The organism is Alteromonas abrolhosensis (assembly GCF_001953635.1).
GTDB classification, from domain to species: domain Bacteria; phylum Pseudomonadota; class Gammaproteobacteria; order Enterobacterales; family Alteromonadaceae; genus Alteromonas; species Alteromonas abrolhosensis.
Genome location: NZ_MEJH01000012.1, coordinates 96,646 through 113,895, shown reverse-complemented (window position 1 = coordinate 113,895; position 17,250 = coordinate 96,646). Strand labels below are relative to the sequence as shown.

At 44.1% G+C, this 17,250-nt stretch carries 16 protein-coding genes; 8 read left to right on the top strand and 8 right to left on the bottom strand.

Going from position 1 to position 17,250, the window contains the following annotated elements; genetic code table 11:
- The first annotated feature begins 133 nt into the window (after positions 1–133).
- The 3 genes from BGK61_RS16155 to BGK61_RS16145 all read left to right on the top strand — a co-directional run bounded on the left by BGK61_RS16155 (position 134) and on the right by BGK61_RS16145 (position 3,609).
- The gene (locus BGK61_RS16155; RefSeq protein WP_014999467.1) at positions 134–1,297 is read left to right on the top strand and encodes an AI-2E family transporter; all 1,164 of its coding nucleotides are present in this window, start codon (positions 134–136) and stop codon (positions 1,295–1,297) included.
- Positions 1,298–1,613: 316 nt separating this feature from the next.
- Positions 1,614–2,171, top strand: a complete 558-nt coding sequence (locus BGK61_RS16150) for a hypothetical protein (RefSeq protein WP_014999468.1) — start codon at positions 1,614–1,616, stop codon at positions 2,169–2,171.
- A gap of 1 nt (position 2,172) precedes the next feature.
- Positions 2,173–3,609, top strand: coding sequence for a PepSY-associated TM helix domain-containing protein (locus tag BGK61_RS16145; RefSeq protein WP_014999469.1), 1,437 nt, complete (start codon positions 2,173–2,175; stop codon positions 3,607–3,609).
- Positions 3,610–3,684: 75 nt separating this feature from the next.
- On the opposite strand, the gene BGK61_RS16140 is transcribed toward BGK61_RS16145, so the two are convergent.
- From BGK61_RS16140 to BGK61_RS16130, 3 genes are all read right to left on the bottom strand, one after another.
- Complete coding sequence (locus tag BGK61_RS16140; RefSeq protein ID WP_076011832.1) at positions 3,685–4,695, bottom strand: zinc-dependent alcohol dehydrogenase family protein; 1,011 nt, start codon at positions 4,693–4,695, stop codon at positions 3,685–3,687.
- 152 nt (positions 4,696–4,847) lie between these two features.
- Positions 4,848–5,594 (bottom strand): thiol:disulfide interchange protein DsbG, encoded by a 747-nt coding sequence (dsbG, locus tag BGK61_RS16135; protein WP_076011831.1) that lies wholly within the window; start codon positions 5,592–5,594, stop codon positions 4,848–4,850.
- A 23-nt stretch (positions 5,595–5,617) separates the two neighbouring features.
- On the bottom strand, positions 5,618–6,427 hold the full coding sequence (locus BGK61_RS16130) for a TlpA disulfide reductase family protein (RefSeq protein ID WP_076011830.1): 810 nt from the start codon (positions 6,425–6,427) through the stop codon (positions 5,618–5,620).
- 108 nt (positions 6,428–6,535) lie between these two features.
- Between BGK61_RS16130 and BGK61_RS16125 the strand changes: the two genes are divergently transcribed.
- Both BGK61_RS16125 and BGK61_RS16120 read left to right on the top strand, forming a co-directional pair.
- Positions 6,536–7,201, top strand: a complete 666-nt coding sequence (locus BGK61_RS16125; protein ID WP_014999473.1) for a response regulator transcription factor — start codon at positions 6,536–6,538, stop codon at positions 7,199–7,201.
- 5 nt (positions 7,202–7,206) lie between these two features.
- A complete protein-coding gene (locus tag BGK61_RS16120; RefSeq protein ID WP_076011829.1) occupies positions 7,207–8,526 on the top strand; it encodes a histidine kinase dimerization/phospho-acceptor domain-containing protein in 1,320 nt (439 codons plus the stop codon).
- A gap of 120 nt (positions 8,527–8,646) precedes the next feature.
- On the opposite strand, the gene BGK61_RS16115 is transcribed toward BGK61_RS16120, so the two are convergent.
- From BGK61_RS16115 to BGK61_RS16105, 3 genes are all read right to left on the bottom strand, one after another.
- Positions 8,647–9,819, bottom strand: a complete 1,173-nt coding sequence (locus tag BGK61_RS16115) for a thiolase C-terminal domain-containing protein (protein WP_076011828.1) — start codon at positions 9,817–9,819, stop codon at positions 8,647–8,649.
- Positions 9,820–9,946: 127 nt separating this feature from the next.
- Complete coding sequence (locus tag BGK61_RS16110) at positions 9,947–10,279, bottom strand: DUF1904 family protein (RefSeq protein WP_076011827.1); 333 nt, start codon at positions 10,277–10,279, stop codon at positions 9,947–9,949.
- 157 nt (positions 10,280–10,436) lie between these two features.
- Positions 10,437–10,853, bottom strand: a complete 417-nt coding sequence (locus BGK61_RS16105; RefSeq protein WP_014999477.1) for a Dabb family protein — start codon at positions 10,851–10,853, stop codon at positions 10,437–10,439.
- A gap of 237 nt (positions 10,854–11,090) precedes the next feature.
- On the opposite strand from BGK61_RS16105, the gene BGK61_RS16100 reads away from it, so the two are divergent.
- Complete coding sequence (locus tag BGK61_RS16100) at positions 11,091–11,282, top strand: hypothetical protein (RefSeq protein ID WP_014999478.1); 192 nt, start codon at positions 11,091–11,093, stop codon at positions 11,280–11,282.
- 92 nt (positions 11,283–11,374) lie between these two features.
- Positions 11,375–12,238 (top strand): DMT family transporter, encoded by an 864-nt coding sequence (locus BGK61_RS16095; protein WP_076011826.1) that lies wholly within the window; start codon positions 11,375–11,377, stop codon positions 12,236–12,238.
- A gap of 18 nt (positions 12,239–12,256) precedes the next feature.
- On the opposite strand, the gene BGK61_RS16090 is transcribed toward BGK61_RS16095, so the two are convergent.
- A complete protein-coding gene (locus tag BGK61_RS16090; protein ID WP_076011825.1) occupies positions 12,257–12,700 on the bottom strand; it encodes a DUF6314 family protein in 444 nt (147 codons plus the stop codon).
- A 10-nt stretch (positions 12,701–12,710) separates the two neighbouring features.
- On the bottom strand, positions 12,711–14,597 hold the full coding sequence (locus BGK61_RS16085) for a TonB-dependent receptor domain-containing protein (RefSeq protein ID WP_076011824.1): 1,887 nt from the start codon (positions 14,595–14,597) through the stop codon (positions 12,711–12,713).
- A 420-nt stretch (positions 14,598–15,017) separates the two neighbouring features.
- On the opposite strand from BGK61_RS16085, the gene BGK61_RS16080 reads away from it, so the two are divergent.
- Positions 15,018–17,141: a TonB-dependent siderophore receptor gene (locus BGK61_RS16080; RefSeq protein WP_076011823.1), complete on the top strand. Its 2,124-nt coding sequence runs from the start codon at positions 15,018–15,020 to the stop codon at positions 17,139–17,141.
- The last annotated feature ends 109 nt before the right edge of the window (positions 17,142–17,250 follow it).

The window sequence follows — 17,250 nt, the reverse complement described above, 5'->3', positions numbered from 1 at the left end:
CGCTGATTTTTTTGTGAAGCGCGGCCGTTTTAGTATATTTAGCAATGAACTTTAGGCGTAATATAGCCGTAAAACTTTCATGCTGAGATTCATGGAAACTACCCAAGGAATCACTCTCAACAAAGGCTGAGAAATGGATAACGCTGGCTCAAATCAAGATAAAGGGAACATTAAGTATGCTGGGAAGTTCCCCAAAATAGCCCAACAAACTAGGCTGCTTAATATCCTCGTGATTTTTGCAGTGATCTATACCTTGTATCTGGCTAAGTCCTTACTTGTTCCCCTTTTCTTTTCTGCCTTTGTTGCATTGCTTCTAAGCCCGCTAGTGGCGTTTGCTCGCAAGCTATTTGTGCCGCGCGCGCTGTCTGCCGGAGCGCTGATTGTGTTGCTGGTAGCGCCATTCACGTTTTTAGGTATAGAGCTTGCTGAGCCTGCCGAACGCTGGATGCAGTCACTCCCTAAAATTGCTGCCGAAATTTCCGAAGAAATTGAGGAAATAAGCAACAGTATTGATGCCCATGCAAACCCTCCTGCTCCTGCCCCCGTGAAGAAAGAGCGATCATTTTTTAGTTGGTTTAGCGATGATGAGGAGCCGGAAGAGCCTACTCCACCGCAAGATAAGACAAATTCTGTGACTGATAAAATTAAGCAGAGCGGTATTGATATAGGGTTAACACTTTTTAGCAATGCACCGTTTTTACTGGCACAAGTCCTTGCCTGCATAGTTTTAATATTTTTCTTATTAGTTTTCGGCCCTAACTTGTTCAACGTTTTTGTAAGAGACTTCCCAATTGTCACTAACAAACGGCGAACATTGGTATTGGTAGATCAAATTCAAAGAGAGCTGTCATCGTATATTGTTACAATCAGCATTATTAACTCCTGCTTGGGATTAGCCACAGCTGGTGTGTTTTATTACTTAGGAATAGAAGATGCGCTGCTTTGGGGAGCATTAGTAGCGCTGATGAACTTTGTACCTTACCTAGGTGGCGTTGCAAGCTGCGTTGTGTTGTTGGTAGTAGGGCTTGTGCAATTTGGGCTCACCAGCAGTGCCTTCTTACCCGCGGGCCTATTTTTAGTGTTGAACATAATAGAGTCTCAGTTAATTACGCCTGCTGTACTAGGAAGAAGTATGCAGCTTAACCCACTCATAATCATCGTTTGGATTGCAATAACTGGGTGGCTGTGGGGCGTAGTTGGCGTATTGCTGGCAGTGCCTCTTCTTATGTGTTTTAAAATTATTCTCGAAAATTTAGGCGTGTTTAATCATTGGATAAAGCTTCTAGAATCAAAATAGCTTCGCTTTAGCCCACTATGTTTTTGTTTTATTGATAGTGGCGCAGGCGGCAGTGGCCCTAATTGAGATACATAACAAGTGCTACGTCCCTTCTCATAATAGACAAAATGCGTATTTAAAAGGAATACGCCCTGCCTTTTTGAAATGAAAATAGTTATCATATTCGTTGTTTTTTTGAAGTTCCTGTGAATTTGCTACAGATTGTCCTCGCTGCGGTTACCTTTTTTATTGCTCGCAAAGCCAGGGCACTTTTGAACGGTCCAACACCGACTAGCAATGGTTAAGGCAACGTATTTGATATTCAAAAGGTTAGGTTATGCTACTGTCGATCGCTGCCTTTTTAGGTAGCGCACTGGCGATAGGTCTGTTTTACCGCGCATGGAAAAGCACACAGATCGCTGTTAAACGTTTAGCTAAGCTCTCAGCATTGCTGTTAATGCTGGCGAGTTTAAGCCTTTGGGTTACGGAATACGGCCCAGAATTAGGTACCTGCTACGCGGTAGTCGCCTTCTCTTTACAAGCATGGAGTTGGATATACCTTGCTCGTCGGCGAATTAGCAAAAACGTTAAACGTGTCGACTTACCGTTCGTAGCTTCAGTGAGCCCACCTTCTACCACTACTGTTTTAAAAGCCTCAGTCAAACTGCTTGGCGTTGTATTTTTGAGTGCTATATGCGCAATGTTAGTTACTGTTGTATGGACCACTGCGTTTAACATGAGCAAAGTAAATCAGATTGCACTGGGAATTTATACTATGCCTGTTTTATGGGGATGTAGTGCGTACTGGCTTTGTGCAGACAGCAAATTATGGCGCCCAGTGGGGGTGATAAGTGCACTTACCGCGGTAAGTTATTTCTACTTGTATAGTGTATAAAATGAGTATTTCTATTTCTCCCAGCGCAAATAAAAGCGCGTTAAAAAGTCATGCATGGCTAGGTTTAGCCGTTAGCGTATTAATGTATTGGGTGTGCTTTTCAGGCACTTTATCTGTGTTTTCTCAAGAACTTCTGCGATGGGAACAACCCCATATTGCAGATAATCTAGATTACACTCCTAGTAGCATCCAAAATGCTTATGAACGCTTTCTTTCGATGAAAGATGGTCAGACACAGGGAAATATTGTCATTCGATTGCCCACTCATGACTTGCCGCGAGCGCGCATTAGTGCAGATGACGAGTACTGGAATATTTCTCCAGCTGGCGAATTAAGTGAGCCTTCAACCACTCCAATCACCGATTTAATTGTTGATCTCCACACTGCTCTGCACTTACCAGAAGAATTAGGGATGATGGTGGTAAGTGTATTAGGCGCCATTTTAAGTGCGTTGATCATCTCTGGCATTGTTGCTCACAGACGTATTTTTAAAGATGCTTTTCGCCTGCGAACAGGTAACAACGAGCAGCTCACACAAGGCGACTTACACAACCGAATGAGTGTGTGGGGTTTACCTTTCCATTTAATGATTGCGCTAACCGGCGTTTATTTTGGTCTGGCGTCGTTTCTAACGTCCATATATGCAGATACTTTGTATGAAGGAAACGATCTCGATCTGTTTGCCGATATTTATGGTTCATCAATTCAACTGGAACACCAGCCAGCCATAGCTAACATCGAAAAGGCGCTGACCGACATAATGAAAATGGAGCCCAATACCCAGCCTATTTTTGTTACCTTGGAAAATGCGACAAAAGATAATCAGTACATTCTGCTTGGTTCTCAACATTTAGATAAGCTCATTTATTCTGAACAATACCGCTTCGATGCCAGTGGGCAATACATCGATAAGGTTGGTTATTCAGATGGAGAAGTCGGGCAACAAGCTATATTTTCTGTTTATCGCATACACTTCGGCCATTTTGGCCCTGAAGCGATGAAAATATTCTTTGGCCTTATGGGGTTTGCGTTAACTATTATCTCCGTTACCGGCATAAATTTATGGCTGGCGAAACGCTCACAACAAGATGCCTTGAACCAGCTTTGGCTGGGTTTCGTATGGGGTACGCCTATCGCATTTATTTGGGCAGCATTATTGGAACTAACCTTGGCGTTGCCGACAAAACCCGTTTTCTGGATAACCTTAGTGGCCATTCTCATAGGCTCGCTAATGCAAAAGGTGCTAACGAAAACCCACTTAATGCTGTTGAATTGTCTCGCCGCCTTGTTAGTTGTATTGGCAATTACTCACTTTGTTGTTCACTACCCCAGTTCACTAGTGATGAACTCGCTTATTATAGACAGTGCGTTCATCGTTTTTGCCCTATGCGTGTGGCGCTACCTATATTCTAGGTTGAAGAAAGGCTGGAATGTATAGAGCATCTAAAAAATGTCGGGCAAGATTAAGTAAGAATTGGTATGCTTACTTAATCTAAATCAGAACGTGTTTAGATTAAATATCAACACAAATCTTGCCGAAGTGTTTGCCATTAACCTCATATTCAAACGCTTTAGCGAGTTCATCGAGTGAAAAACTTGTATCAATTACAGGCTTTATTCCGCTTGCCTCTAGGGCATTTACGAAGTCTTTTTGGTGTTCCCTGCTCCCAACAATAATCCCTTTAAGATTGATCTGCTTTGCCATCATCGCTGCCGTTGGGATATCTCCTTTCACGCCGGTTAATACGCCAATGAGGACAATATTTCCATTCACACGACACGCATTGATTGACTGTGCTAGGGTAGCAGGCCCACCCACTTCCACGACGTGGTCTACACCTTTTTCTCCGCTCCACGCGTTAACCGCACTCCCCCACTCGGGTTCTGCTTTATAGTTAACGGTGAAATCAGCGCCAAGGGCTTTAGCCTTTTCAAGCTTTTCATCCGAGGAGGAAGTGATCGCAACGTATGCCCCCATCGCTTTGGCTATTTGAAGTGCGTATATTGAGACACCACCAGTACCTAGCAACAGCACCTTGTCGCCAGCTTTAAGCTTCCCCTCCACAACTAATGCTCTCCACGCTGTTAATCCTGCCGTTGTAATTGTGGCGGACTCTGCATGGCTCCATCCTTGTGGAGCTTTAGTAAACCATGTGGCTGGTCGAACGACATATTCTGTTGCGTATCCGTCAAGGCCATCACCAGGCGTTCGACTGAAATCGCTACACCTAGGTTCACCGTTCAGCCAATCCGGAAAAAATGTCGACACAACATGATCACCCTCCTTGAACTCATCAACGTCCTCACCAACTTGAGTAATGATGCCAGAGCAATCAGACAGAGGTACACGATTCTGCGCCGTAGGAATAGTGCCATTAGCAACACTAAGGTCATGGTAATTCAATGAACTCGCATGAACACGTACTTTAATTTCTTTACTTCCAACTGTTTGAGGCTCGTCAACGTCTGTCGTCTTTAATCTTTTAAGCCCTTCATCATGGGTTCCAATAACAACTTTTCTCATGTACGGATATCTCTTTTAATTTTGATTAGTAATATACGTAAACGATTCAAATGAGATTACTGAAGGTTTTTATCTGAGATAAATAGTAAATGTAGCTCCTGACTTAAGGGAACATTTTGTACTCATTGTTAATTCCGTCTCTCCCTTTATCTTCAATTGTCTAGCACCGTTTCTAATTGAGCTGTGGTCGGAAGCCCCATTTGTAATTTTACAGCACCAGACTCATCCCTAAAATAAATGGCAGGCGTAGCGGAAAGGCCCAGTCGTCGCATTAGTTTGTGGTTGTCATCAAGCTGCTTTTTCACCTGTGGTGTTGGGTTATTCAAAGGCTTAAGCGGCGCTAATTGACCAGCTTCATGGTTGTGAAGAATCTCACTAGGGTTTTCTGCGCTAAGAATGGCTGCAGATTTTCCATAACTATCAGCCTTCAATATACCGACCAGGATATGCCGAATTTGAACATTACCGGCGTCAACCCACGGTCGAGCCTGCTGCCAAAACTTTTGACAATAAGGGCAGTTCGGATCGGTAAAGACATAGACAACTCTACTAGCATTAGGGTTACCATCTAAAACCCAACTCGACTCACTCAACTGCTGCCATATTTTTTCGCTTTGCGCACCGTTTATGTAGTTATTTAATTCGTTAGCTCCAACATCTTGTCCGTTTGCGTCGAACATTTTTCCAGCCAACATATACTGACCATCTTCCGTGATATAAACCGTGATTGCATTACCTTTGAAGTCAATGACATAGCCTGTCATTTGGGATGGCGCATCAAAGCGACTTATCACCTCTCCGCCTTGCTTTTCAACGATGCTGAGAGGCTTTGGAAGCTCACTATCAGTGGCGAATGATGAGCTAGAGAAAGCTAACATCCAAGAGACTACTTTTAGCATTCTTATTCCTTGAAGTACTTAATTTATTTGAGAAGAGGACGGAGGTAATGCTGAAGGCTAGCCTCAGACAGCTCCCCCATGTGGCGGTCAACTAACTCGCCTTTTGCATTGAAAAATAACGTAGTTGGCAGGCCATATGCGCCAAAGCTTTTTGAGATATTGCCTGCAAAATCAAAGTAAGTATTTTCAAGGTCAACACCTTGGCTCATTAAGAAGCGTTCTGCTTTCGTGGGCGCTTCGCTTTGATTGATAAAAATAAATTTTACGTCTGAATGCGTTTGTTGTGCCCGCGCTAAAACGGGCATTTCACGGCGACACGGAGGGCACCATGAAGCCCAAAAGTTGATGACGACAGGTTTACCGATATTTAGCTCTAGTGATTGATACTCGCCACTTGAAGTCTGTGCATTGATATTTAGCGGACTTGGAGAGGTATTATACAAGGTTTGAATTACAACTAGTGGAAACAACGCAGCCGCGGTGATAGCCCCAGATTTAAGATAAAACGACATAAGCTGACGATGCTTTTTGGCTCTAACCAAAAGAACCGTTAAGCCCGCAAACCATCCAGAATAGCTGTTGAAACCACCATCTCTAATATTGAGTACGGAAAGCCAGTCTTTTTGATAAATCTCCCACAAATCTATGACGAAGATTAAACGTGCCACAACTAGCCCAGCTGCGATAGACCAGAATATAGTGTCAGTAGCTTCGTTCTTCTGCGTACTAGCTCTTGCCAAATAGCCGACAAGGCTCCAGAAAATAATTACACCCGCAATAATTAATGCGGTGCTGGTCATCATAGCGAAAGGGCCTAAATTGATCGTATTCACGTTAAATGCACTTAGTAAGTTTGAGCTGGTAAACTAATTACCAAAGATTAATTTAATATTAATGTTCACCCATTAGCTTCTACGCATCAAACCGCTTTGTGAAAAACTATGAATATTCTTCTCGTTGAAGACGACCTCGTTATTGCAGACGCAGTATGTGTTTACCTTCAAAGCAAACTCATGCAAGTCACCCACGCCGTCACGTTAAGTGAGGCTAAGCACTATTTATCAATTAACCAGTTTGACGTGTGCTTGTTAGATATCGCACTGCCCGATGGAAGCGGACTGGAATTGTTATCGTTAGTCAGGAAGAAAAAGCTGCCAATGGCAATCATTCTTTTAACGGCAAGAGATGCCATTGAAGATAAGGTAACGGGGCTGAATAAAGGTGCAGATGACTACGTGACAAAGCCTTTTGACTTTGAAGAGTTAATTGCGAGAATTTACAGCGTAACGAGAAGACAAGATCAGCATTTACACGAGATATTGAAGTTTGAAGAGCTTACGTTTGATGCTAAAGCCAAACGCGTAGAAGTGCGCGGCGAGCAGTTATCCTTATCTGCATGTGAACTGAAACTTCTGTATTTATTCTTATCAAACCCAGGCAGAATTTTAAGTGAAGCACAGCTTAAAGACTACTTATATGGCGTCAACGATGATGTGAATAGCAACGCCTTAAACGTGCATTTGTTTAATCTTAGAAAAAAAGTGGGTAAACATATCATTATCACGGAACGTGGTCTGGGCTACCGCCTCGCTCATCAGCAGGAATAAGAAACATGAGTCTTCGACTAAAGCTCATCGCAATTATTGCTCCTGTATTTTTTGTCTTGTGGCTGACAGCCAGTTATTTCTCTATTACCCAGCTGAAAAGCGAGATAAACCAAGCCATGGATAGCCGCCTTGCCTCCACAGCAAGAATGATGAATAACCTTATGCTGTCCGACCAAAACTCAGTGGGCAACTTGGGGCTTTCCCCAAACGGTACGTTCAACGATGCGGGCACCTTAAAAGGCCTTGCCTGTAAGATCAGCGCGTTAAATGGTGAAATTATTGCTAATAGCCACCCTCAAGAGCTAACACTACCTAATACGCTACCATCGGGACTTGATACCGTTATTGTTGAAAACATCGAGTGGCGGGTATTTTCTTTAAAAACAGAAAAGCACACCATTTCTATCGCTGAAAAGCTTTCTGAGCGACATGCAATATTTGTCCAGATGGTAATTGTCAGCGCCCTTCCAACACTCATTTCCCTCGTGGTTTCGGCGCTTGTGATCTGGTTTGCCTTAGGAAGAGAGTTGAGGCCGCTTCAGCGACTAAAAGACGCCATCACCAATCGCTCACCAAACGATTTAAATCCAATTCGGTTAAGGCATAACCTGCAAGAAATTACTCCCCTAATTGATAGCCAGAATCAGTTGTTCACCAAGCTTGAAAACGCTATTGAAAGGGAAAAAGCGTTTACCGATAACGCTGCTCATGAATTAAGAACACCTTTGACGGGCATTATTAGTCAACTACAGGTAGCAAAAGTCACGCAAGGAGAAACGCGACAGCGGGCTATTGAGAAGAGTTTATTTAGTGCAAGTCGCTTGCAAAGCTTATTAGAAAACTTGCTGTTGTTAGCAAGAATAGACAAAGCGCCAATTGAGCAGCATGTGCAACCGTGGGAACTATCTAAAGAACTTAATAACCTGCTGACAGAGTTAAGCTGTGAAAATAGCGACATTCAGGTTCACACCAATGCTTCAAAACGGCTATCACACATCCCCGTATTCGCATTCACTATTGTCATGAAAAATCTTATAGATAACGCCCGTCAACACGGTGTTAAAGGCATGCCGATTTCAATAGTCATTGAAGAAGACGACAACGTGTTTGTTATTCGCGTTTCCAATCATGCAACGCTTAAGACTGAAACGCTAGCGTACATGACAAGACGATTTTGGCGTGAAAGTCATTCACAAGGAAACGGGCTTGGATTAGCGATAGTGAACGCACTGGTAGAAGCGCTGAATGGAACATTTAACGTCAATTACGAAGGTGACCAGCTACACGTAATGATCACCTTTCCCACTTCGCCAAATACCGAGTAAGGCACACCGAATCAGTGCTTGAGCGAAAGCTTCTTTTTAGCTCAACGAGCCCCAAAAAAATTAGCCCATCTAGCCAAAACAGGGTTCGGCTACATTTTACTGCTGGGCATGTATTGTAAGCTAGTCGGCGCCAAGGATAGTCACTACCGCCGCGCCACCCAGACCAATGTTATGAGCCAGAGCAAGCTTTGCATTTTCTACCTGTCTCTGCCCTGCTCTGTTAGTTAAATGCCATGATAATTCCACACACTGCGCTATACCCGTCGCCCCTATGGGATGGCCTTTTGACATCAAACCACCTGACGGTCCAACAACGTATTTACCACCATAGGTATTGTCTCGGTCAATGACGAGCTTTTCAGCTTCACCTTCATGGCACAACCCAAGGGCTTCATAAGTGATAATCTCATTCGTTGTGAAGCAATCGTGCAGTTCTATTACATCTATATCGTGTGGAGAGACCGCTGCAGCCTCGTATGCCTTGTGAGATGCTATTTTTGTCATCTCACTCCCCACCGCTGAAATGGGGTCACGCCAAGAATCAACAGTGTCCGTAGCCATTCCTTGTCCAAGAATAGACACCGCATTTGTTATGCCGTGTTTCTTGGCAAATGTTTCACTACACAACACTACTGCTGCAGCGCCACAGGTAGGTGGACAAGCCATTGTTCGCGTTAAATAGCTATCGAAAATCACCTTGTCTGTTAGCACTTCTTGCACGCTAAGTGGAGAAGTAAACAAAGAAAAAGGGTTGTTGATAGCGTGCTGTCGAGACTTAACCGAAACTTCAGCAAAAAGATTTGGGCTTACACCGAATTTTTCCATGTAATGCTTGCCAGCTGAACCGAACGCTCTCAACGCAATAGGAGCTGGAGGCACATCAAACTCATCATAAACAGGCGTGAAACGGTCAAACGGACTTTCTCTGTCCTGCCAATGACTGCCCAAAGCTCCCGGCTGCATCTCCTCAAAACCAAAAGCTACAGCGCAGTCGACCTCTCCGGACAGAATTGCTTGCCGGGCAAGATAAATAGCACTGGCTCCGCTTGCGCAATTGTTATTTACATTGACAACCGGCACGCCAAGCTGTGCCACGTCGTAAAAAGCGTGTTGACCACAGGTGCTGTCACCATAGATATAAGATGCGAAAACTTGCTGAATATGCTTTTTATCAATATCTGCATCTTTAAGGGCTGATTCCACAGCATTCGAAGCCATAATGCGATAGGGTAACTGGCTACCTGGCTTAACAAACTTTGTCATGCCGGCACCTATAATTTTAACGTTATTCATGTCTGTCTCTGTCAATATTTGTCTCGGACGACGCTGATAATGAGACTTGAACAAATTAAAGCGTATTATTTCGTTCAACGTACTACCAGCGGACTTTGCTCAACACGTTAAGTATTGAGCACACGCCCTAAAAGTGCTCGCGATTCTCGTAATAATCTTTGCCGTTTAGGTCTTCAAAAAGTACGGTAATGTCCGTATGTTTTGCTACGAACGGACGAAGCGCTTCATCGATAAGGGTAGCCACCGCGGTTTTGGTATCTTGCCCGCGATCAAACCACAACACTTCTATGAAAGGATAGCCTGATGAGGCTCCACCAGCCGCAACAAACTGACTCGCAATATGCTCTACCGTGAAGTGATCGTTGGGGGTATCAGTGAGCTTCGCAAACTGCTCAACAATATCCCCTGCGACTTTCTCTAATACAGTTTGATCAATACCTCTTGCGCGAATATGTGGCATTTTCTTGGTCCTTTTTAAAGCGCTCAAATTGTTGTTTATCATGTCTTTACCGACATCATACCACGCATTTTAAATCGCTAAACTAAGGGCTTTTTTAAGCAAGCTTAAAGGCTCCGTAAAACATCGACAGATATATTATTTTGGGAATTACGGATAGTTAAACCGATATGGAATCGCGCACCACTACCTCGCGCCATAAGTGAGCGCAGTCTTCTATGAATTTTTTATGGATAGGATGAAGCTGATACTCATCTTGTGCTTCAACGCTTTCAAAAAACATAAGCTCAGAGACATCAAAGGAATTATCGATAACATCCCGCTTGAGTGTATTCGCAGGCATGCCTATGTGGAGCGAGTGAACCTGTGGAATGGCGCGCAACGATTGTAAGCCGTCAATGAGCTTTTGCTTATCTTCTGTCGACGCTGGGTCTTTAAGCCAGAAGTAAACCATGTGAAGGATAGGTGGTAACTCAGCGCTAGCACGGGGGGTTGCCTGTGCAGAAGCCGGCAATGCAGATAGTGAAGCTAGCGCTCCTGCGGTTGCTAAAAATTGTCTTCTTTTTGTGTCTGTCATTGCCTTCATCCTTTTTCATAACGGGTAAAAAAACTGAATTTCTACAATGACACTGGACGCGCATCGAAGCAATAAGAACCCGTTGAGGAGTCATCTGTCACCTAACATTGCGCAGCGACATAAATTGCCATCTATTAACAAGGCTTTTGGATTTAATAATTTGCATCTTGGCAAGCAACTTGAAAGACATTTAAAAGAAACGAAATTTAAACACGTAAACAACGAGATTTTGACGCTATGCGCTTACCTACTAAACAGCTTATCAATAAAATCGAGCACTTATCTAACGGCCTAACGCCAGAACAACTGTCGAGTTTCCTAGATATTATTGACGCCATGACGGCACTGGTTGAAGAGGCTGGTGAATTCAAAGACGATAAAAAATCAAAACCTACGCCGGCACCTGTAGTATCTAGCGCTGTTCACTAGCCTTATAAATTAAGGTTTAAACAAGCATTGGTTGATTAAAACGGCACATTGAAATACCTTAGCGCGCGTATTATTTTGAAGAAGAGAATCGCGTGCTTTACCTTGTTGCAGTTACTGTCCTATGGGCTTTTTCCTTTTCACTTATTGGTGAGTTTTTGGCGGGCGCAGTAGATAGCTACTTTTCGGTATTAACTCGCATTATTCTCGCTTCGGCTGTATTCCTTCCCTTCCTTAAACTGTCACTGTTAAGCACTAAACAAAAAGCGATTCTGGCAAGCTTAGGCGCTGTGCAGTTAGGGTTGATGTACATCTTCTTTTACCACGCGTTTTTGTTTTTAACCGTACCAGAAGTGCTACTTTTCACCATATTCACGCCGCTTTATGTAGCCATTTTAAATGACGCCCTGTTTAAGCGGTTTACCCCGTTTTATTTATTGTGTGCACTTATCGCCACCGCAGGTGCAGCAATAATTCGCTTCAATGGTGTTAGTGAAAATTTCTGGTTTGGTTTTGCTATTGTTCAAGGTGCTAACCTTTGTTTTGCTTTGGGACAAGTAGGTTATAAAAAGCTGACTTCAACGTTTGAAACCCAAATGCCCTATCACAATGTATTCGCGTGGTTTTATTTAGGTGCATTGGCCGTTGCCCTGCCAGCGTTTTTCCTATTCGGCAACACGAATCAACTGCCACAAAACCCTGAACAATGGGGCGTGTTGCTATGGTTGGGTGTTGTGGCGTCAGGGCTTGGGTATTATTTTTGGAATCAAGGTGCACTAAAAGTGTCTGGTGGTACCTTAGCCATTATGAATAACGCGCTTATTCCAGCAGGTCTTGTGGTTAATTTGCTGCTTTGGCAAAAAGACACTGACTTTTCTCGGTTGTTTCTTGGCGGCGCCATCATCGCTTTAGCGCTTTGGATGTCTCATCAACACACCAAAAAACAGGAACGCCCCTAAGCCTTAATAGAGCGTACACTACGCAGGGCTATACTCACTTATCATGGTGTAGTCTTTGCGAGGTCCAATGACCTTCCATGTTGAGCGCCATACAGGCCACGCGCTGAAGTCATAACGCACCACATAGTTGTCGTCACCACATAAGTGCTCAGCGTTTGGGTTAGTAGCGCTAAATGAGTGAAAATAGCGCTTATCGTCGAATAACACCTCAAATAAACCCGTTTGAAGCTGCTGCCAAAAATAGCGACGCTCGGCAGGCATTACGTGGCCGTTTGGCGCAGTAACCTCACCATTTTCATAATACGATAATGCGCGACTTTCTTCTTGCTCACTGCCTTCCAGCCAGCTAAATTCAGCCTCGCCCATAAAGGCGAATACATCGCCATTTCGCTGGATGATTTTGCGCGTTAGCGTCCATCGTCCAGCAAAATCGTCCAAGGTATGAGGAGAGTTAACTGTCATTGCGCCGTCCTTACCAAAAATAGGTCACGGTGGCAGAATATTGATCGCCACGGCCCGGTGTCCCGGGGATTTCTTCAAAGCGTTCATCCCACAAATTATCGACTGCCAACACCAGATTTAACCCTTCAATCTGCGCCGGTGAATACGTGAGGGCGACATGAGAAAAGAATGCAGAGTCACTGCCTTTTCTAAGGGCGTTGGTTTCTTGTTTTCTCCATTCATTATCCACGCGAATTTCAATCGTATCAGTTGCAAACCACACTACCCCTAGGGTTGCTCGATGCGGCGGATAGTTAAGCGCGTAAAAGCTCGCGTCTACTTCGTCAATTCGGTAGTCTTCAGACTTATCTAAATAGGTATAGCTGGCAACTACATCTGCGCTATCAAATCGTTTAATGGCAATCACCTCAACACCCAGGGTTTCGATATCAACGGGGTTTGCACTGCGTGCTGAAGTAGCGTCGAAGCTATATGTCCAATCTGTCAGCTCGTTATCCCAGCGATAGAATACGGCGGTATCGACCTTAAACGACAACTTATCGAATGATGCCCCTACTTCAAGATTTTTGCTTACTTCTCGCTGTAGCTGGTTGTTACTTCTAAATAGTCCGCTTGTGGTGCTACCGCCTACTGCCGTATAGCCAGCAACCTGCGTTGCTTCTGCATACGAAAGATATAGCGTCCGCGAGGCATTATTACCTGTTTGGGTAAGCCAGCTAATATCACCCACAAAAGACAGCCTGTCATCGTCGCGATTCGTATCGTCAAACGCGCCACCTAAACGAACGGTAAGCGATTCATTGCTGTTCAACTGCGTTCTATATTCTGGCACTACGCTTATTTTGTAGTAGTCGCGAGAGGTGAAGTTATTCTCTAGCGTGGTTGATGTAATGTCGTCTGCGGTAATTTGTGCAGCGTAGTTGATACCGAATTCTTGCGATACATTATGGGTACCAGAAAGCGCAAATGACTTCACTTGGGTTTCGTGAAATGCCTGAAACGCTTCAGGGTTTTCACGTGAAAATACGTAATGGTCGTCATTCTCTCTGTAGTAGGCAGAGACCTCAAAGGTATTTCCAATGCCCTCTTCGCCGTAGCGCTGTTTATGATTTAGCATGACTAAACGGGTTTGAATATCTTCCGTTTCGTTCACGTTAAATGGTGTATACAGGTTAGGCCAGCCAAAGAACTTTTGCTGATAGCCGTAAAACACGTCTGTTTGTGAGTCGTCACTTGCCAGCTGAAGGCGCCCCGATGCGCGCTCAAAATTGTGATCGCCATTAGCAATAGTGCCATCACTTTCAGAGCGAGAATACTCCCCTTCAATCCCCACAGACCAACCAGGTTGACTATCTAGAGCGTGCTTCACCGCGCCGTGTACGCGCTGCAAATTGAAACTGTTGTTACCCACACCCAATGACACACTGCCCGCTGTTTGGATGGGACGCCAGCCATAAGACACTGTGCCAACTGTGCTATTTACGCCGTATAGCGCGTTGTCGACACCTGTGAGAATACTTGGCTTAGTTAACATTTCTGGCGCAATGGGAATTTCAGCGAAATAGTGCCCCGTTTGCGGGTCGATAAGCGTAGCGCTTCCTATGCGAAAGCCCGTGTTTTCGAATATGCCGCCGCGAATAGTGACGTCGGCTTGAGCTTCAGCCATGTTTCTTGATTGCAAATCAACACGCGGATCGTACTCTAAATTTGATATAGGTGAATTAAACGTACCAACAGGCTTATCGTTAGCGGTTGCCGCGCCTTCAATCGTAATTTTTTCTACGCCTTTCTCATTACTTGCCATACTGCCACCAGCGTTTGCTGAGTCAGTGTTTACTGCGGCTGTGACAGCAAAAGGTAAAGCACAAAAGAAGAAAGAGAGGATGTTATGGCGCATTCAATGTCCTAGTTCAAAATTTTTTGGGGCAGCCAGTACAAGATTCATTTTAGCGCTTGGCGCTGCTGAAATTAAAGTTAAGCGTGTTCAAGGCTAATTGGGCTAGTGGCTGTGCGAATTAGCCCACACCTTAATAAAAGCGCGAAGTGTATAGCATTAGCTTGTTTAGGAAAACGTCTTGTAAGTGAGTTTGGACCAGTGAACAAATCCTAACCAGCTTTATTCTGGTTTCTACTTTTTGGCACTGACACGCCTCAACTTTTCATTAGGCTCTTCTGTCATAGCAATATTTCAAGCCCTCTCTTAACGTTTGTCATGCCCCTTGAAATCCTCTTATTTCATCACTCTTGACTATAGATATGTGATAACATAACATTAATTTACTTTAACCGTCTTTTTGAATCTACTCAGCCCTTACCTATGCAAAACCTTACAACACCATTTGTATTTTCCTTAATAGCCTTGTCTGTCAACGCCGCGGCGCAAAGCAATGAAACGCCCCTTCAAGGTGCTCATGATGAACTTGAACACATTGAGGTGAAAAGACACTTTCAGCCATACCGTGGTAATGTACCGCTAATAGACACACCCCAAGCAGTCGACCGAATTACTGCTGATACCTTAGCGAATGAAGGGATAACGCGCTTCATCGATGCGTTAGATTTTGCGCCCACCGTTGTTAGACAAAACAACTCTGGCGGCATGTTCGATAGCTTTGCGATCCGAGGCTTTTCTGGCGATGAAAATAATCCATCGGGTTATTTAATAAACGGCTTCAACGTGCGTGGCTATAGCGGCAATAGAAGCACCGTTAACGTTCAAACCATAGAAGTAATGAAGGGCCCAGGCTCTGCCTTATATGGTCAAGGGGAGCCTGGCGGTACCATAAACATAATTACCAAAAAACCTCAGTTTGAAGAGCAAGGCTACATCCAAGGTACCGTAGGTAATTTTGATAAAAAACAAGTAGAGTTCGATTACACGAACGGCATTAATTCAGACATGGCGTATCGCGTTAACGGTTCATACGAAGACTCTGATACTTATCGCGATAACGTGTTTTTCAAAAATTTGAATCTTAACCCTTCATTCATTTGGAACATTTCTGATCACACCAGCTTAAGCTATCAGATGGAAATATTGGATCAGGAAAAGCCGCTTGATCGCGGTGTGTTCATATTAAATAACGACTTTGACGCTGTAGAAGCCGAAGACTTTTACGGTGACATCAGAGACGGAGCACATGAAGTTAAAGCCTTCGGACATCAGCTAGTGTTAAATCACGAGTTGAGTCACAACTGGCATTTACTCAGTGGCTTCGCCTACAGAGACTCATCTTTTGAAGGACAGTCTTCAGATACTGAACTGTCAGAAGGCCGCCAGCTTTTGTATACCGACCCATCTATCCTCTCTCGGCAACGTAGAACCCGCGACTATCAAGCGCAAGATTTATCACTACGCTTTGAATTAAGTGGCGTGGTAGACGTGGCAGGCTTCGTAAATAATGTCTTGTTTGGTTTGGACTATTACAACTACCACATTGATACAGACTATCGTCGTTGGCGCACTGCGTGGGGTGCTGGTGATACCACTTATAGCATCAACCCTGAAAATCCAGACTACACCATTTTCAGACCTGACGTTACGCCCACTACACTCACAGCTGAAAAGCAAAAAGGGTTAGGTTTTTACGTACAAGATGTTGTTGAACTTAGCGAAGCAACCAAGCTTTTAGTTGGCTTTCGCGTGGACAAATTCGAGCAAGACATTCTTAATAAGTTAAGCAATGAAGGGCAAGAACAAGACCAAACGGAAGTGACGCCGCGCTTTGGCTTCGTTTATGAAATTAATGATTCTGTAAGCATTTACACTAGCTATGCAGAAGGTTTCAGACCCAACCCCGGGCTTGATTCTGACCGCAACGCGTTTGACCCAGAAGAGACCACCTCTTTTGAGGTAGGTGCTAAGTGGGAAAACATTGCTGATATGTTTTCTGGTAGCGTCGCTATTTTTGATGCTGAAAAGACCAACATGCTAACCGCTGAACCTAACACTGGCTTTTCAGCTACCCTCGGTGAAGTTGAAAGCCAAGGGGTTGAATTTCAGTTAACAACTGACATTACTTCAGACATTCGCCTTGATATGGCCTACGCATACATAGATGCTAAAACCGCTAACGAAGTCAATAACTTGGATTGGGGCGTGCCTATTCCTAAAGGGTCGCGATTAATCAATATTGCCAAGCATTCGGGGTATATCTCGCTTAACCATTTCACCAGCGTATTTGAAAAAGAAGCGTTCTTTGGTGTGACCATGCGTTACGTGGGCGATCGCTTAGGGCAAACCACCGATCCAACATTCATTTTGCCGTCTTATACCCTTGTGAACTTAGCAGGGTCAGTGAATATCAGCGATGCGCTTTCTATGAGATTTGACGTGAATAATCTGTTCGACAGAGATAATTTTGAGAACTCATACCATCAGCTTTGGACCATGCCGGGCTCGCCGACTAACTATACAGTGAGCGTTAAGTACCAGTTCTAATGCGCAGCTGAAAGCGCGTTGCACGCGCTATTATACGAGTGCGCTTATACAAAAAAGGCCAGAAAGATAATATCTTCTGGCCTTTTTAATTTACAAATTTAAGCTAAGA

Bases quoted from the DNA above. Each gene is read 5' to 3' on its own strand.
- BGK61_RS16140 (WP_076011832.1), bottom strand. From the start codon at position 4,695: ATGAGAAAAGTTGTTATTGGAACCCATGATGAAGGGCTTAAAAGATTA.
- BGK61_RS16110 (WP_076011827.1), bottom strand. From the start codon at position 10,279: ATGCCACATATTCGCGCAAGAGGTATTGATCAAACTGTATTAGAGAAA.
- BGK61_RS16155 (WP_014999467.1), top strand. From the start codon at position 134: ATGGATAACGCTGGCTCAAATCAAGATAAAGGGAACATTAAGTATGCT.
- BGK61_RS16090 (WP_076011825.1), bottom strand. From the start codon at position 12,700: ATGACAGTTAACTCTCCTCATACCTTGGACGATTTTGCTGGACGATGG.
- BGK61_RS16150 (WP_014999468.1), top strand. From the start codon at position 1,614: ATGCTACTGTCGATCGCTGCCTTTTTAGGTAGCGCACTGGCGATAGGT.
- BGK61_RS16105 (WP_014999477.1), bottom strand. From the start codon at position 10,853: ATGACAGACACAAAAAGAAGACAATTTTTAGCAACCGCAGGAGCGCTA.
- BGK61_RS16145 (WP_014999469.1), top strand. From the start codon at position 2,173: ATGAGTATTTCTATTTCTCCCAGCGCAAATAAAAGCGCGTTAAAAAGT.
- BGK61_RS16120 (WP_076011829.1), top strand. From the start codon at position 7,207: ATGAGTCTTCGACTAAAGCTCATCGCAATTATTGCTCCTGTATTTTTT.
- BGK61_RS16085 (WP_076011824.1), bottom strand. From the start codon at position 14,597: ATGCGCCATAACATCCTCTCTTTCTTCTTTTGTGCTTTACCTTTTGCT.
- BGK61_RS16080 (WP_076011823.1), top strand. From the start codon at position 15,018: ATGCAAAACCTTACAACACCATTTGTATTTTCCTTAATAGCCTTGTCT.
- dsbG (WP_076011831.1), bottom strand. From the start codon at position 5,594: ATGCTAAAAGTAGTCTCTTGGATGTTAGCTTTCTCTAGCTCATCATTC.
- BGK61_RS16115 (WP_076011828.1), bottom strand. From the start codon at position 9,819: ATGAATAACGTTAAAATTATAGGTGCCGGCATGACAAAGTTTGTTAAG.
- BGK61_RS16125 (WP_014999473.1), top strand. From the start codon at position 6,536: ATGAATATTCTTCTCGTTGAAGACGACCTCGTTATTGCAGACGCAGTA.
- BGK61_RS16100 (WP_014999478.1), top strand. From the start codon at position 11,091: ATGCGCTTACCTACTAAACAGCTTATCAATAAAATCGAGCACTTATCT.